At 39.4% G+C, this 16,388-nt stretch carries 13 protein-coding genes; 4 read left to right on the top strand and 9 right to left on the bottom strand.

From position 1 onward, the window contains the following. Window positions 1-31: 31 nt before the first annotated feature. A complete protein-coding gene (citZ, locus tag ACW0TQ_RS15720) occupies window positions 32-1,153 on the bottom strand; it encodes a citrate synthase (protein ID WP_042535340.1) in 1,122 nt (373 codons plus the stop codon). A 493-nt stretch (window positions 1,154-1,646) separates the two neighbouring features. Between citZ and ytvI the strand changes: the two genes are divergently transcribed. After that, entirely contained in the window at window positions 1,647-2,756 is a 1,110-nt protein-coding gene (gene ytvI / locus ACW0TQ_RS15715; RefSeq protein WP_193063254.1) for a sporulation integral membrane protein YtvI, read from the top strand. An 86-nt stretch (window positions 2,757-2,842) separates the two neighbouring features. Here ytvI and ACW0TQ_RS15710 read toward each other — a convergent pair whose 3' ends face one another. From ACW0TQ_RS15710 to dnaE, 7 genes are all read right to left on the bottom strand, one after another. Beyond that, window positions 2,843-3,238: an FxsA family protein gene (locus ACW0TQ_RS15710; protein ID WP_042535342.1), complete on the bottom strand. Its 396-nt coding sequence runs from the start codon at window positions 3,236-3,238 to the stop codon at window positions 2,843-2,845. A gap of 93 nt (window positions 3,239-3,331) precedes the next feature. Further along, window positions 3,332-5,092 (bottom strand): pyruvate kinase, encoded by a 1,761-nt coding sequence (gene pyk / locus ACW0TQ_RS15705; protein ID WP_193063252.1) that lies wholly within the window; start codon window positions 5,090-5,092, stop codon window positions 3,332-3,334. Between the two features lie 36 nt (window positions 5,093-5,128). Next, entirely contained in the window at window positions 5,129-6,088 is a 960-nt protein-coding gene (gene pfkA / locus ACW0TQ_RS15700) for a 6-phosphofructokinase (protein WP_042535344.1), read from the bottom strand. A gap of 342 nt (window positions 6,089-6,430) precedes the next feature. After that, a complete protein-coding gene (gene accA / locus ACW0TQ_RS15695; protein WP_341173110.1) occupies window positions 6,431-7,384 on the bottom strand; it encodes an acetyl-CoA carboxylase carboxyl transferase subunit alpha in 954 nt (317 codons plus the stop codon). Window positions 7,385-7,390: 6 nt separating this feature from the next. After that, window positions 7,391-8,245 (bottom strand): acetyl-CoA carboxylase, carboxyltransferase subunit beta, encoded by an 855-nt coding sequence (gene accD / locus ACW0TQ_RS15690; RefSeq protein WP_042535348.1) that lies wholly within the window; start codon window positions 8,243-8,245, stop codon window positions 7,391-7,393. Between the two features lie 659 nt (window positions 8,246-8,904). Continuing rightward, on the bottom strand, window positions 8,905-10,143 hold the full coding sequence (ystJ, locus tag ACW0TQ_RS15685; protein ID WP_368900615.1) for an NADP-dependent malic enzyme: 1,239 nt from the start codon (window positions 10,141-10,143) through the stop codon (window positions 8,905-8,907). 293 nt (window positions 10,144-10,436) lie between these two features. Then, window positions 10,437-13,754, bottom strand: a complete 3,318-nt coding sequence (gene dnaE / locus ACW0TQ_RS15680; RefSeq protein WP_455725812.1) for a DNA polymerase III subunit alpha — start codon at window positions 13,752-13,754, stop codon at window positions 10,437-10,439. Between the two features lie 235 nt (window positions 13,755-13,989). Between dnaE and ytrH the strand changes: the two genes are divergently transcribed. Together ytrH and ytrI are read left to right on the top strand one after the other, a co-directional pair. Then, window positions 13,990-14,322 carry a sporulation membrane protein YtrH gene (gene ytrH / locus ACW0TQ_RS15675; RefSeq protein WP_042535354.1) on the top strand — a complete coding sequence of 111 codons (333 nt, stop codon included), beginning with the start codon at window positions 13,990-13,992 and terminating at the stop codon, window positions 14,320-14,322. Next, window positions 14,322-14,825, top strand: coding sequence for a sporulation membrane protein YtrI (gene ytrI, locus ACW0TQ_RS15670; protein ID WP_042535356.1), 504 nt, complete (start codon window positions 14,322-14,324; stop codon window positions 14,823-14,825). Before ytrH ends, ytrI begins: the two co-directional genes overlap by 1 nt. A gap of 134 nt (window positions 14,826-14,959) precedes the next feature. Here ytrI and ACW0TQ_RS15665 read toward each other — a convergent pair whose 3' ends face one another. Further along, window positions 14,960-15,904, bottom strand: coding sequence for a DHH family phosphoesterase (locus tag ACW0TQ_RS15665; protein WP_193063247.1), 945 nt, complete (start codon window positions 15,902-15,904; stop codon window positions 14,960-14,962). A 116-nt stretch (window positions 15,905-16,020) separates the two neighbouring features. Here ACW0TQ_RS15665 and ACW0TQ_RS15660 point away from each other — a divergent pair, with 116 nt between their 5' ends. Then, complete coding sequence (locus ACW0TQ_RS15660) at window positions 16,021-16,314, top strand: YtpI family protein (protein ID WP_042535359.1); 294 nt, start codon at window positions 16,021-16,023, stop codon at window positions 16,312-16,314. Window positions 16,315-16,388: the final 74 nt, after the last annotated feature.

Below are 16,388 nucleotides of genomic sequence, written 5' to 3'. Positions count from 1 at the left end.
TCCTAATCTATTCTACTACATTTTAACGATATTATCCTCTTTGTTCAATAGATACATATTCTTGTAAATCCGGTCCATTATATTCGGCACGCGGACGAATTAACCGATTGTCTGCATATTGTTCTAAAATATGCGCTATCCAGCCGGAAGTTCTGCTTACTGCGAAAATTGGTGTGAATAAATCCTCTTCAATTCCCAGGCTGTGATAAACCGATGCACTGTAAAAATCGACATTTGCAGGAAGTCCTTTATGCTCTTTCACATAATCTTCAATAGCAATGGACATATTATACCATTTTTCCTGTCCTGTCAGTTTGGTAAGCTGTTTGGACATGTCTCTCAAGAATTTAGCTCTCGGGTCTCCATCACGATACACACGGTGGCCCATGCCCATAATTTTTTCTTTGTTTTCCAGCTTCTCTTTAATATAAGGGATAGCATTTTCTTCTTCGCCGATTTCCAGAAGCATCTTCATTACATTTTCATTTGCACCGCCATGCAATGGTCCTTTTAGCGCTCCAATCGCTGCTACAAGTCCAGAGTAAATATCTGAAAGGGTTGCTACACAAACCCGTGCTGTAAACGTAGATGCATTTAATTCATGATCAGCATGGAGCACGAGTGCTTTATTGATTGCTTCTACTTCAATATCTTCCGGCTCTTTTCCGTTCAGCATATATAAGAAATTGGCAGAATAACTTAAGTTTTCTTTTGGCTGAACAGGGTCTTTTCCGTCACGAATCCTTGCAAATGCAGCTACAACAGCAGCAATTTTTGCCTGGATACGAACAGCTTTTCTTTTATTTGCTTCTTCGTCCATGACATCAGCCTCTTCATCGTAAATCCCCAATAATGAAACCGCTGTCCGAAGAGCTGCCATTGGATGCACACTGTTCAAATCATAGGAACGCAAATGATTGACAATAGCATCTGAAATATTCATATTCTTTGCTAAATCAGCCTTTAACGCATTTAATTCTGATTGAGTCGGCAGCTTTTGATTCCAAAGTAAATAAATAATTTCTTCGAAGCTGGAATTTTCAGCTAAATCATCAATTTTATAACCCACATAGGATAATTGATCATCTATGATCGAACTAATTGCTGATTGTGTTGCGACAATATTTTCTAATCCTTTTTTTGATGTTGACATATTACCTCTCCCTTTCCAGTTAATCAAAGTATTAGATATTCATTTCAAATAAAATAATACAAGGGTGACAAACTTTTTTGATTGTTTAAATCTATGTAGGAATAAAATTGAGCAATTACTATACATTCACTTCGTATCATTCAGGTGATGGAACGTGCGCTTCGCGGACAATGTAAACGTGGAACCAGAGTCTTTTGACCATTACGTATCAATGAATTTATTATTCTACTTTTAAACAAACATAGAAATACTTTACCTTTCCATTTGTACCCTTCAGTTTGATTATAGCAATATTTATTATCTGCCCATCTTTCATTATAAATGATAAAAAGCAGAATGTGAATTGAAACCGTTTAAATTATGTTAAATAACTGTTAGATTCCTCCATTTCCTGCTGGCGTTTTACTACTTACCCATGATGCAAAGACCTTATTACTTCTACTTTGCCGCTTCCAATCATAGATTAAATTAGGTCTTTTTTTCTGGAGGAAATATGATGCAATCAAAAATCCTTGGACAACTTATCCGTTCTTTTATTGTTATCAGCACTTTATGCAGCAGTCTTTTCCTATTCTATATATTATTTCCTTATATCTATCCTATTCTGATAGCATTCCTGCTTTCTTTACTCTTCCAGCCGCTGATCAGATGGTTTGTAAACACACTTAAAATGCCGAGGCTGCTTGCTCTAATCAGCACATTCAGTCTTTTTCTCAGTTTATTTACGATTGCTCTATACTTTTTAATAAGCGAAGTTTATCAAGGTATCAGCTATTTATCGGACAGGCTTCCTGCTTATTTCCGTCATATAATGGAACAGTTTCAGCAGTTATTAGATATGCACATCCTGCCATTATACGATAAATTGCTTTCTCTGCTGACGACACTGCATGTCGATTATCGTTTGGAAGTCTATGAATATATTCATTCCTTTACAGATTCGATGACGTCTGCTTTTACTCATTTCTTTCAAATACTGATGCAGCAGACAGCAAATTTTTTAATTATACTGCCAAATTCTTTTACTGTTCTTATTTTTATTGTACTGGCTACTTTTATGATCAGCTACGACTTCCAAAATATTCAAATCCGCATCCATGACATGATGCCTTCTAATTGGTACACGCTTTATCAAAAAATAGTCTCTCATTTAAAAGAAGCTGTGATTGGTTACTTTAAAGCACAGGTAATACTGGTTTGTATTTCTGCGGTTATTTTGTGGACTGGTCTGCTCATCCTTCGGGTGGAGCATGCATTTACCATTGTATTGTTTGCTGCAATCGCAGACTTTATTCCTTATTTAGGAATCGGCATTATTATAATACCTTGGATTCTGTTTAGCTTTTTAACCTTTAATTATTCCTTAACGATTGGTTTATCTGTGCTGTACGGCCTGATTATTATTATCAGACAGTTTATAGAGCCTAAAATCGTGGCAACTTCCATTGGCATCTCGCCTTTAATGATGCTGATCGGGATGTTTTTAGGCGTCCAATGGTTTGGTGTTCTGGGATTAATCTTTGCCCCGGTCAGTTTAGTTGTGATGCTCGCCATCAAAAAATCTGGGGTGTTTCAGCAATTATTCCTTTATATTAAAGGGTGATTCCTGCTAAGCTGTGTTCAAAAAGGGGCTGAATTAGAAGCAAACAGAGAAAAGCGCTTATCGTTTGGACCCCTTTTGAACTCTCTCTACCAGCGACGATAAATAATTGTATTTCTCCCCATTAACTGCATAGCGATTTTCTTAAGCTGATTTTTAAATTGATTTCTTGTCCAGGGTATTAATAATAATAATCCTGCAATATCTAAAACAAAGCCCGGAATAATCAAAAGGAATGCTCCAAGCATGGTTGCCAGACCATCAAGAAGTTCTTCTGTCGGAGGGGCCCCTCTTTGTAATTGCAGCTGCGCACGTCTGAATACTTCCATTCCCTGATATCTGGCCAGAAAAATCCCTAATATAGCTGTTGTAATAATTAATCCGACTACCCATAGCACACCTATAAGCTGGCTTAGCCATAGAAATACTCCAATTTCGATTGCCGGTATAATAATAAATGCCAGAAGAAGGTATTTATTTCTCATTGTTAACATCCTTTCTATCGTGCAGCTATACTTTTGGAATGTATAAACAGAACCTCCGATTGTATTCGGAGGTTCTGTTTGCTTGCTTACCTATTATAATACACCTGCGTGACCTGCGTAAACTTGTCCGCGGCTGCTGTCTACTGTAATGTCCTGACCGTCTTCCAATAAATCAAAGACATTCTCTACACCTACAATAACAGGGATTCCAAGGCTGACACCAACTACAGCAGCATGCGAAGTCAAACCGCCTTCTTCTGTAATAACGGCAGCAGCTTTTTCAATTGCCGGCATCATTTCTTTTTCCGTAGCATGTGTTACAAGGATATCTCCCTCATTCATACGGGTCAATGCTTCTTCATTGTTTTTAGCAAAGACAACATGTCCGTATGCTTTACTTCTTCCGATACCTTGTCCTTTTGCAACTACATCTCCAATGACATGAACTTTCATCAGATTTGTTGTACCTTTTTCTCCAGCCGGTACCCCTGCAACAACAAGGACAGTTTCTCCTCGTTTGCATACGCCCGCTTCAAGCCCCTGTTTGACAGACACTTCCAGCATTTCATCTGTAGATTTTGTCGGAGTTCCCATTACTGCATGAACACCCCACACAAGAGAAAGCTGACGATTTACGACTTCATCCACGGTTACAGCAATAATCGTTGCTTTCGGACGATATTTGGAAACCATGCGGGCTGTCGATCCGCTTTCTGTCGGTGTAATGATTGTACCAATACCTAAGTTATATGCCGTATGTGAAACAGATTGCGTAATCGCTTCTCTGATTTCCATATCTACATTTTTAGAACGTTCTTCTAAAATTACTTTATGATTTAATGCAGATTCTGCTTTTAATGCAATATTACTCATGGTTTGAACAGATTCCACCGGATAATTACCAGCTGCTGTTTCACCAGAAAGCATGATAGCGTCTGTACCATCAAAAATAGCATTTGCAACGTCAGAAGCCTCTGCACGGGTCGGACGAGGATTACGCTGCATGGAATCTAACATTTGTGTCGCTGTAATAACTGGTTTTCCAGCTGTATTACATTGCGTAATAAGCTTTTTCTGAACTAGAGGTACATCTTCTGCAGGTATTTCGACACCTAAGTCTCCACGGGCAACCATTAAACCGTCACTTACTTCCAGAATGCTGTTAATATTGTCTACGCCTTCCTGGTTTTCAATTTTAGGGATAATTTTAATATGCTCTGCCTGATACTGCTCCAGTACTTCTTTGATTTCCAATACATCTGAAGGACGGCGTACAAAGGATGCTGCAATAAAGTCTACACCTTGCTCCACTCCAAAAATGATATCATTGGTATCCTTTTCTGTAATTCCTGGAAGATTAACAGATACGTTCGGAACGTTAACTCCTTTTTTGTTTTTGATTTCCCCAGAGTTCAACGCTACCGTTACAATTTCTCCGCTTTCTTGCTTGATTTCTTTTACTTCTAATTCAATCAAACCATCATCCAGAAGGATTTTAGATCCTGGATGAACATCATTGATCAATCCACCATACGTAATGGAGAATCGCTCAGCAGTACCTTCTACATCATTCATGGAAACAATTACTTCATTCCCTTGAACAATATCTGCTCTTCCTTCTTTAAAATTACCTGTGCGAATTTCAGGACCTTTTGTATCCAGAAGAATCGCTACCGTTTTATTTTTTCGGGCAGCTGCTTCACGAATATTTTTGATTCGCGCACCATGCTCGTCAAAGTCTCCATGGGAGAAGTTTAATCTGGCTACATTCATTCCTGCATCGATTAACTGCTCCAATTTTTCAACCGATTCTGATGCCGGCCCTATCGTACAAACAATTTTTGTATTTCTCATTATTATTTCCTCCTTCAATTCAATACCAATCTTTCATTAAATAGACAATTCTTTAGATAACTGGAACATTTCATTATCAATATGATGCTTCAATTTTAAAATGTCATCAATATCATTATCGACAATTTTGTTGTTTTGAATCCCGACCATACGACCGCCTTTATTATTTAAGAGCAATTCTACAGCTGCAGCACCCAGACGGCTTGCTAATACCCTGTCTTGGCCAGTTGGAGAACCACCTCTTTGAATATGTCCTAATACAGTTACCCTTGTTTCCAAGTCAGTAGCCTCTTCAATTTGTTTCCCTACGTCAAACCCATTGCCGACGCCTTCTGCGAGCAGGATAATACTGTGCTTTTTCCCACGTTTATGTCCGCGGTTTAACCGGTCAACGATTTGAGAGAATTCATCGTTTTGTTCGGGGATGAGGATACTTTCAGCTCCAACGGATAAGCCAGCCCATAATGCTAAATCTCCTGCATTGCGGCCCATTACTTCTATGACGTATGTACGCTCATGGGAAGTAGCCGTATCACGAACCTTATCCACAGCGTCTATAATCGTATTAAGAGATGTATCAAAACCAATTGTGAAATCCGTTCCTGCAATATCATTATCAATCGTCCCCGGCACACCGATACAAGGAATTCCCTTTGCCGTCAGTTTTTGTGCTCCTTTAAAACTGCCGTCACCGCCAATTACGATTAGCCCTTCAATTCCGGCTTCCTTCAGTTGTTCGACTGCTTTTTGCTGACCTTCATCAGTTTTAAATTCTTCACTTCTAGCTGAAAATAAAATCGTCCCGCCGCGATGAATAATATCACCTACAGAACCAAGATGCATTTTTTCAAAATTACCATCCATTAATCCCTGATAACCATTTTTGACTCCAAACACTTCCATGTCATGATAGATTGCTTTTCTTACAACTGCTCTGATTGCAGCATTCATGCCGGGGGCATCTCCACCACTAGTCAAAACACCAATTTTTTTCATTTATTTTCCCACCTTATAGTTAAAATATTGCAATGTCCAACTTATTTTAAATATATCCAAGTGCTGACTTCTAACATACAGCCCGTTTCTCAAACAACAAGCCAACCCCGCTCTGTTGTACTAGTTTGTCCAATTCCCTCTATTACATTTTTAAAACACCTGAACATATCCCTACATAAATAAAAGATAAAGAAAATCATCTGAGACTGCAATGATAAACCAAAATCATTAAAGGCTTGGTTTCTTATCTTTCGTCCACTACATTCTCTATTTTACATGATTCTTTCATTATAATCCAAACTAAAATAAAGGCTGACATTCATTCTCAGCCTTTATAAACAATTATATCGTTTGAAATGAACCTATCTTTTTATATTTTTGCCATCTTTCTTCAACTATATCCTCTGGTGACAATGCTTTCAGCTCGTTCAGTGATTTTTCTAGCACTTGATCAATAAGACCAGCTTGTATATCAATATCTCGATGTGCGCCGCCTTTTGGTTCAGGAATCATTTCATCAATAACACCTAATTTTTTTAAATCTGGAGCTGTAATCTGCATCGTTTCAGCGGCACGCTGTGCTTCTCCTGCATCTTTCCAAAGAATCGAAGCTGCACCTTCCGGAGAAATAACAGAATATGTAGCATTCTCCAGCATATGAACATGATTTCCAACACCGATTCCCAGGGCGCCCCCGCTGCCGCCTTCTCCTATCACAATACATACAATGGGAACCGTTAAACCGGCCATCTCCATTAGATTTTTGGCGATAGCTTCACTTTGCCCTCTTTCTTCTGCAGCTTTCCCAGGGTATGCCCCTTTGGTATCGATAAACGTAATAATTGGGCGGTTAAATTTTTCGGCCTGCTTCATATGGCGTAAGGCTTTTCTGTAACCTTCCGGATGCGGCATGCCAAAATTACGTTTAATATTTTCTTTCGTATCTTTCCCCCGCTGGTGTCCAATCACTGTCACCGGCTGCTTTTTATAATAAGCAATTCCGGAAACGATTGCTTCATCCTCGCCAAATAAACGGTCTCCATGAAATTCAATAAAATCTTCAAATAATCTATCGACATAGTCCAGCGTGGTCGGCCGTTCAGGATGTCTGGCCATCTGCACACGATTCCAGGGTTTCAGGTTGCCATAAATATCCTCTTCCAGCTTTGCTAAACGTTCCTCCAGATTATTGATTTCGTCTCTTAAATCAATATCACTATTCTCTGTAAAAGATTTCAGTTCTTTGATCTTTTCTTTCAAATTCACAATCGGCTTTTCAAATTCTAATATTGGCATTTTTGATTACCTCCCATCCGTGTGCATACAAAGAAGCTTTCCAAGCGTTGTTTTCATATCATGACGGTGAATAACCTTGTCTACTTGGCCATGCTCTAATTGAAATTCAGCTGTTTGAAAATCATTTGGAAGCTTTTCCCGGATTGTCTGTTCAATAATTCTCCGCCCGGCAAAACCAATAAGCGCTCCCGGTTCTGCAAAATTATAATCTCCAATAGATGCAAAGCTTGCAGATACACCGCCAGTAGTCGGATGAGTCATCACGGAAATCATTAAATTGCCGCTGTCTCTAAATCGTTTCACAGCAAAGGATGTTTTTGCCATCTGCATTAAGCTTAAAAGCCCTTCTTGCATACGAGCTCCGCCAGATGCTGTAAATATAATGAAAGGAATCGACTCTTCTCTGGCATTTTCAATCGCTCTCGCTATTTTTTCACCGATGGCAGAGCCCATACTTCCCATACGAAAATTGGAATCCATGACAGCAAATGCAACCTGATTTCCTTCAATCGCACCTGTACCAGTAACAATTCCTTCGTTCAGACCTGTTTTTTGACGATCCTTCTTGATCTTCGTCTCATAATCAGGAAAATCAAGCGGGTTAGCAGAGGTCAGGCCCGCATCCCATTCTGTAAATGTTCCTTCGTCAAATAAACTCTCAATTCTTGTCCATGCTGTCATCGGATGGTGATATCCGCAGTTTGGACAAACATATAAAGACTTAACTATCTCTTTTCGATAATAGATTTGCTTACAATTATCACACTTCTGCATTAACCCCTCTGGAACATCTACTTTTGCTTTCTCGCTCGGGATTGATGCATACTTCTTACGCTTGCCGAAAAAATCTTTAAGTGGCAAGTTTATCCCCCCTTTTTCTGCTGCCAGGTTAACTGTGTATAAAATATATAATAAATAAATTGCATCTATTAACCAGCATTCAAATAGAGCTTTCAGGTAAGAACGTTTTTCCTATCTTACCATTGTAAACTATTTTCCCAAGTTATAGTAGTGCGTTTTAAAATGGATGATAAAAAATAAAGCTGGTATATTTTTCAGGTTAATGCGACCGCTGCGGACGAGTTATAGCGGGGCAAGTAATCGCAACCCCATAAACGCAGGTGAAAAAGTTCGCTTTTTTTGTGCGGTCACCTCATTGAAAACATTTGTAAACACTCGTCCCATTATAAACCTTTGGCAACTTTTGAACACGTACTTACTTGTTCTTCTACAGAAATCAAATAGAAACCCAACAAATAGATTACCACCTGTTTGCAAGTCGCGCAATCAGATTGTCATTATAAATGTATCATTATATATCAAATAAACGGATATAAAAGCTTTCTGATAACCTTATATCAAGCCTTCTTCCAAATGATTCAACAAACAGATTAAAAAATATTTTAAATTAGACAGGATAACTAATATCTCATTTTAAGTTTTTATTTTTTTACATAAAATACCCCTAAAACACTTTGAATAAAAATTAAAATGTCTCAGGGGATAATTACAATGTCAAATTATTTATTGATTTCCTTTGTCAGACGTCTTGTCTTCTCTGCCACTTCTTCCGGATCTACGTGAATGCGGGCAACTCCGGATTTCATTGCTGCTTCCGCTACGTGCTTAGCTACAAGCGGTGCAACTCGTCCGTCAAAAGGAGAAGGAATTACATAGTCTTCATTCAACTCTCTGTCTTCTATTAAAGATGCAATCCCCTCTGCAGCAGCTATCTTCATTTCTTCATTAATACGCGTTGCTCTGACATCCAAAGCTCCCCGGAATATCCCTGGAAAAGCAAGCACATTATTGACTTGGTTCGCAAAGTCGGAGCGGCCGGTGCCGATTACTTTTGCTCCAGCTGCTTTTGCATCCTCAGGCAGGATTTCTGGATCCGGGTTCGCCATTGCAAAAATAATTGCATCATCATTCATTTTTTCAACCATTTCTTTTGTTAAAGCGCCACCTACTGAAACACCGATAAATACATCTGCACCTTCTAATACATCTTCCAGACTTCCTTCTATCTTCTGCGCATTGGTATATTTTGCGACCATTTCTTTTACGTTGTTCATCCCTTTAGGACGTCCTTCATAAATTGCACCGCGAGAATCACACATAATCATGTCATGAACTCCCAGGCTCTTTAAGAGGCGGATAATTGCGATTCCAGCTGCGCCGGCTCCATTTGCTACGACTTTGATATTAGAGAAATCTTTATTTACCAGTTTTAAAGCATTCATCAGGCCTGCCACTGTGACAATTGCCGTGCCATGCTGGTCATCATGAAAAATGGGAATATTGGTTTCGCTTTTTAACCGATCTTCTATAATAAAGCAGTTAGGTGCTGCAATATCTTCCAAATTCACCCCGCCAAAGGTCGGCTCCATCAATTTAACAGTCTCTACAATTTTATCGACATCTTGTGTATCCAAGCAGATTGGAAAAGCATCCACGCCTGCAAATCCTTTGAATAATACCGCTTTTCCTTCCATCACAGGTAAAGAAGCTTCTGCACCAATGTTACCAAGTCCTAAAACGGCAGAACCGTCGCTTACTACCGCAACCATATTTCCTTTCATCGTATAATCATAGACGGTTTCTTTTCGTTCATAGATTTCTTTACAAGGCTCTGCTACACCAGGAGAATAAGCTAAGCTTAGATCTTCTTTATTCCTCACCGGCACCTTTGTCTTCACTTCCAGCTTCCCTTGCTTTTGTTCGTGTAAATGTAATGCTTCGTCTCGTAGGTTTGCCATTGAATTCCGCTCCTTTGAATACAGTAAGTAATATGTATAATTATTGCGCTTACATATTAGGCTAAGCCATTTTTATCCCCTTTATTATAACAGATGGTATGCTTGTGTAAAGTAGCTGCTGTCGTAAAATTTCAGTTTTTTATATTGTGCCATTATCACTCGAAATACATGAAAAATTGCTGCCTTCCCCTCTTCAAAATATATAATAAAGAAGAAGCCGGTTTCTGGTAAAAAATTCGGCTTCTCCTCTATTTTCAAAATATATTTCGGGTGTTTTCTAATAGCGTATAAAATCAGCGCTCAACCACATTATCATTTCCAAAATAATTTTTCAGCTGTCTCATTTCTTTCTCTGTCACTTGAAGAGAATAGCTGTTTGCAAGCTGGTAGGTTTCTCTGTTTACAGGATCATATACGATTACCGGCGTCTTCCCCGGATGCTGTTCAGCTATTTGCTGCAAATATTTCAAAACACTGCTTTTATCTTGGTTTGTCATTCGTATAAATAATTTATTCGTTTCTGGTATATCCACTTCAGACAAATCCAGTGCTGCTATTTCCTTTAAAATAAACTGACGCTTCTGGTTTCTCTCTTCGACCGTAACACGCATCCAAACCAGCTGTTCCTCTTCCAGCTGATTCGAAATTTGCCGAAATAAATCCGGAAAAAGAACAGCATCCATCTTTTTATCTTCGTCCGACACTGTTAAAAATGCCATTCTTTCTCTGTTTTTTGTGCGTATAATCTTTATCTCTTCTACTACTCCGACGGTATAGATTTCTTTTCTCTTCCCGATGAACTCCTCTGCCTGTTTAAAAGAAAGTATTCCATTCGCTCTTAATACATTCCGGTAACTTTCAAATGGGTGATTTGAGATATAGATACCCATCAATTCTTTCTCAAAAGTGAGCTTTTGTATTTTGGAGTAGTCTTCCGCTTCTGTATATTCCAACGCATCCTGAAATAAGGAGGCATCTTCATACATCCCCTGAAACAATTCCTTTTGTTCCAGCGCTGGATTAATCGTTTCAATCAAGCTTGCCCTATTGGGATGAAACGTATCAAATGCACCAGCTAAAATCAGGTTTTTAATAGCGGCCCGATTTACTTTTTTTATATCGATTCGCATACAAAAATCAAAAAAGCTGGTGAAAGAAGCCTCTTTTCGGATTTCTAAAATATGAACCAACGCTTGATAACTGATAGACTTAATAGCAGCTAACCCGGTACGTATCATGTTTTTCTCCACTGTAAATTGCTGATAGCTTCTATTAATATGTGGCGGGAGTATCTTAATTGCAAGCTCTTTTAACGACTCCTGGTACATAGACAGCTTTTCGGGCTGATTTTTAGCATCCGTTAGCAGGCATGAAAAAAATACTTCTGGATAATGTGCTTTCAGATAACTGAGCTGATAGGATATTTTACTATAGGCGACAGCATGGCTTCTTGGAAATCCATAGTTGGAAAAGCGGACAATCCAGCTGAAAATTTCCGCAGCCACAGCCTGAGAGTAGCCATTCTTTAAGCACCCTTTGATAAAGGCTGCCTCCTGCTGCTGCATCATATTGTCTTTCTTCTTACTTACCGCTCTTCTTAAAATATCCGCCTCACCAAGACTGAAACCGGCAATACGGTGCGCAATCTGCATGATCTGCTCCTGATAAATCAGAACACCATAGGTTGATTTTAAAATCGGTTCTAAATCTGGATGCGGATAGGTTACAGCTTCTTGCTTAAATTTACGCCGGATATACACAGGGATAAAATCCATCGGACCTGGACGATAAAGCGCATTAACCGCTACAATATCTTCAAACGAGGATGGTTGCAGCTCTTTTAGAACACGCTGCATTCCTGTTGATTCTAACTGAAAAACACCGCTGGTTTCCCCTTGTCGCAGCATGGCAAACGTTTTTTCATCCTGTTCTGGAATATGGGTCAATATTTCTCCTTTGTTTTGGGTATATGCCACACCTTTCATGACTCTTTCTATTAACGAAAGATTTCGGAGCCCCAGGAAGTCCATTTTCAACAGACCTGCGGCTTCCAATTCGTTCATTGCATATTGTGTCAAGTACGTTTCCCCTGTGCCGCTTGTCAACGGAACATCTCTCATTAAAGGCTGCTCACTAATCACAACGCCCGCAGCATGAGTAGACACGTTTCTTGGCAAGCCTTCTAATTTAATCGCGATGGTAAATAAAACCTTTAATTTTTCAGAGGCCTTTACATAGGATGCTAATTCCGTTGAATCCTGCAGCAGCCGTTGAATACTTTTGGATGATGCCCGCTTCATTTCCCGCAAAATATAAGCAACATCCTGATCATGGACATCCATTGTTTTCATCAGTTCTCGGAGAATCGAGCGTGTCGCAAAGGTGCCAAAAGTAATAATCTGTGCAACATGCTCCCTGCCATATTTATCTCTTACATAATCAATTACTTCATCACGGCGGATATCAGAAAAGTCTACATCAATATCCGGCATGGTCAGCCGTTCCGGATTTAAAAAACGTTCGAACAGAAGATTATATTTTAATGGATCAACTTCTGTGATTCCTAAAATATAAGCAACAATGGAACCAGCTGATGATCCTCTTCCCGGTCCGACCATGATATGTTTATCTTTCGCAAATTGAATAAAATCGGCAACAATTAAAAAATAATCGCTGTAGTTCATATTGATAATCGTATTCAGCTCATATTCCATCCGTTTTCGATGAGCTTCTGTAACGACCGGGTACCGCTCCTGCAAACCCTCTTCACAGCGCTCCCGCAAATAGGTATCTGCGGTTACCTGATCCGGCGTGGGGAAGGAAGGCAGATGCTGCTCATCAAAATGTAAATAGGCAGTACATTTTCCTGCGATTTCTTCAGTCTTATCCAGCAGCTCCGGCCAAGTATGAAATAATTGCTTCATTTCCTCCGGAGAAGTAAAATGATGACCTTCAGGCAGCTGTTCCTTTCGTTTTGGAGCCCATTTCTCCCCGAACCGCATCGATTGCAGGCAATCATAAGCCAATACATCCTGTTCGTCTAAATACACTACATTCTGCATCGCCACATAAGCGAAGTCCGCCTTTTTCCATATTTGCAGCTGATGTGAAGCTGAATCGATGCCGACATAAAAGTCACCTTCTTCAAAATAAGCTTCTGCCTTTTTAAGCTGTTGAAAGAGTAGTTGGCTTTCTGTTTCGGAGGAATCATTGCCAGTCCTCAGGAATGCCTTTCCAGAGAGTACACCGATGACACCGTCTGTATATTCCCCAAGCTGTTCAACCGGAAGCTTATCAAGCTGATTTGTTTGCAGATAGGTGCTTAACTGTAGAAGCTGCTGGTAGCCTGTTTTATTTTTAGCGAGAACGATACATGGAATCTCCTGTTCATTATCATCCATCTGAACAGAAATCCGCATGCCAATAATCGGCTTAATCCCCTGATCCATACAAGCTTTATAGAATGAAACAGCACCATAAAGAACAGCCTCATCTGTTAAACAGAGGCTTTGATACTGTAAATATTTTGCTTTTTGAACAAGCTTTGGTATAGAAATGGTGCTCTCCATTAAACTATAGCCGCTTTTCACCGATATATGTGTGTACGTCATTCTACCCTGCCTTCTTTCTAGAGGATGTTCAAAAAACTCCTTAAAATGAGAAATCGAATGTCTTCCTGCTTCTTGAACACGCATTTCTATATCTATTATAACAAGATAGTACATATGTGCCTATCGTTTTAGTTTTCATAACTTGTCTGTTTCATTCATAAGCTAGAATATAGCAACCTCCAATTATAAGGATTGCCAATTAGCAGACAAGCTATCATGCGAGGAGTGTCACAGTATGGAGGAAAGATTTTTTGCAGCATTTATTCATTGTTTTTTTATTGCGTTAGGAGTCATCATCGGAGGATCGATTATAGGAAGCATAGGTGATTTCGCCACCGGAGATGCTGCCCTGACCTCTATGAATCGAATCGCAGAACGCTTAAGAATATGGGGGATTGTCGCTGCAATCGGAGGCACCTTTGACGCAATCGCCAACTTTGAAAGAGGGTTATTCGACGGAACTCCAATGGATTTAGTAAAACAGATCCTGTTGATTCTATCTGCAATGGGCGGAGTAAAGGTTGGCCTGATTATTATTCAATGGTTTTCACAAGGAGATGCTCCCTGATGCACATCCCGCATTATCATAAAAAAACAAGCTGGCAGCTCATTTTTGTCGGTTTCTTTTTCGGCAGCATTATTTCCTATATGGTCTTCACCTATATGTACGGAACCATGTATGAAGAAATGTTAAAAGAGAATATGGAGCTGTCGAATGAGGTAACCGAGCTGGAGCAAACAAATCAGACCCTGCTGAAGGATAAAGAAGATTTAAGCGAGCAGACCAAACAGCCGCTCACCATCTCAAGAATCGACATTGAGATAGAAGACCCGGAATCGATGCGTATCGATTTATTAATGCAGGATCAGCTGCGGGCTTTGATTCGCGAAGAAATCAACCACGTCATCGGAGAGGAAGTAGAGCTTGTATCACGTTCAGATAAGCTATTAATCGCAACAATCGAAAATAAAGCCTTCACTCTTGATGGCATGAGCTACCAATTCCGTGTCCGACAAATTGCATTTGGTTCAGAATTAAGAGTTGTGGTCCTGCCTGAATCCGTAAGATGATAGTATGATTCGTTTCATTATCCACTTTAAATCAATAAGGCTGTTATAACGCAGACAAATTATTTTATCTTGCCTCTCGCATAACAGCCTTAGCTTTGTTTCATATCTCTCCAATTTCAGCAATTACATCTGTTTTAAACTTCGTCCCTGCACACTTTTTCTAAATCAGCTGCTAAATGATTTGCTTCCTCCCAGTTATATACGGTTGCACCAGAGGCCAACGGATGTCCTCCGCCATTATATTTCTTAGCAATTTGATTAATTACAATTCCTTTCGAACGGATACGCACCCGAATTTGGTCAGGCTCTTCAATAAAAAATACCCATGCTTTAATCCCTTTGACATCTGCTACCGTCTGGACAAGCTGGTTTGATTCCTCCACAGTAACATCAAATGCTTTCAATAATTCAGCAGTTAATTTAATGACACACAGCCCATTCTCAGACATCTTAAAATGCTGTAAAATGTGGCCGCTTAACCGCAATACTTTTTCCTCCGCCTCGTATAACCCATCATATATAGCTGTCCGGTCAAAATCATAACGAACTAATTCACCGGCATATTGAAATGTTTTCACAGTTGTACTTGGAAATTTAAATCTTCCTGTGTCCCCAACGATTCCTGCATATAAGAGACGGGCTGCTTCATTATTTAAATTCCAGCCCCGGGGACGCGCTTCCAATGCAAGACCAACAATCATCTCAGAAGTAGAACTGGCATCGGTAGACACCCATTCGATATCTCCATAAGAATCTGTGACCGGATGATGATCGATTTTTATCAGCTGTTTTCCTTTATTATAACGATCATCATCAATCCGCGGCTGGTTTGCTGTATCACAGACAATGACTAAGCTTCCCTGATAAAGCTCGTCTGATACATCATCCATCTGCGCTAAAAAAGTCAGGGACGGGATATCTTCTCCTGCAGCGTAGACTTCTTTCTCCGGAAAGGAATGTCTAATCAATGCTTTTAACCCCATCTGAGATCCAATTGCATCCGGATCAGGGCGGACATGCCGATGTATAATGATTCTCTCGCTTGCTTCAATCGCTTCAATAATTTTTGTGATTTCCATGACAATCTCCCTTTTTGTTGATGATATAGTTATGATTTTTCCTAGATTAATTGATAAAAAAACGGTACAATAAACGTAGCATTAAACAATATGTAATTAGGAGCGGAGCATTTAAAATGGTTATCTTTCCAATAATAATTATAATTTCAGCTGTCTTTTATATCTATTATAAAGTAGCAATCCTCAAAGAGAAAAATACGTTAACACAAAAATACTTTAATGGCCGGGCGAGATCCAGCCTGGGAGCATTTTTAATCGCTTTTTCCATTAATCAATACTCCCTTTATCTGACACAGCTCAGCTTGTTTATCGGCCTTGTTATCTTTGCATTAGGATTAATGCAATTGATTCGTGGATTCAAAGAAGCACGGCACTATCAAAAAGAGTGGAGAAGATTGCATCCAAACTAGGTAAAATAGAAGCACAGCTTTCAAATCAGATCGTTACATTTTGAATAAATTGCTTCATTTCAGCTTAAAACAAC

The sequence above is a fragment of the Oceanobacillus sp. M60 genome (genome assembly GCF_053839645.1).
The sequence above is the reverse complement of the archived record's forward strand: the minus strand, read 5'-3'. Positions and strand labels throughout refer to the sequence as shown.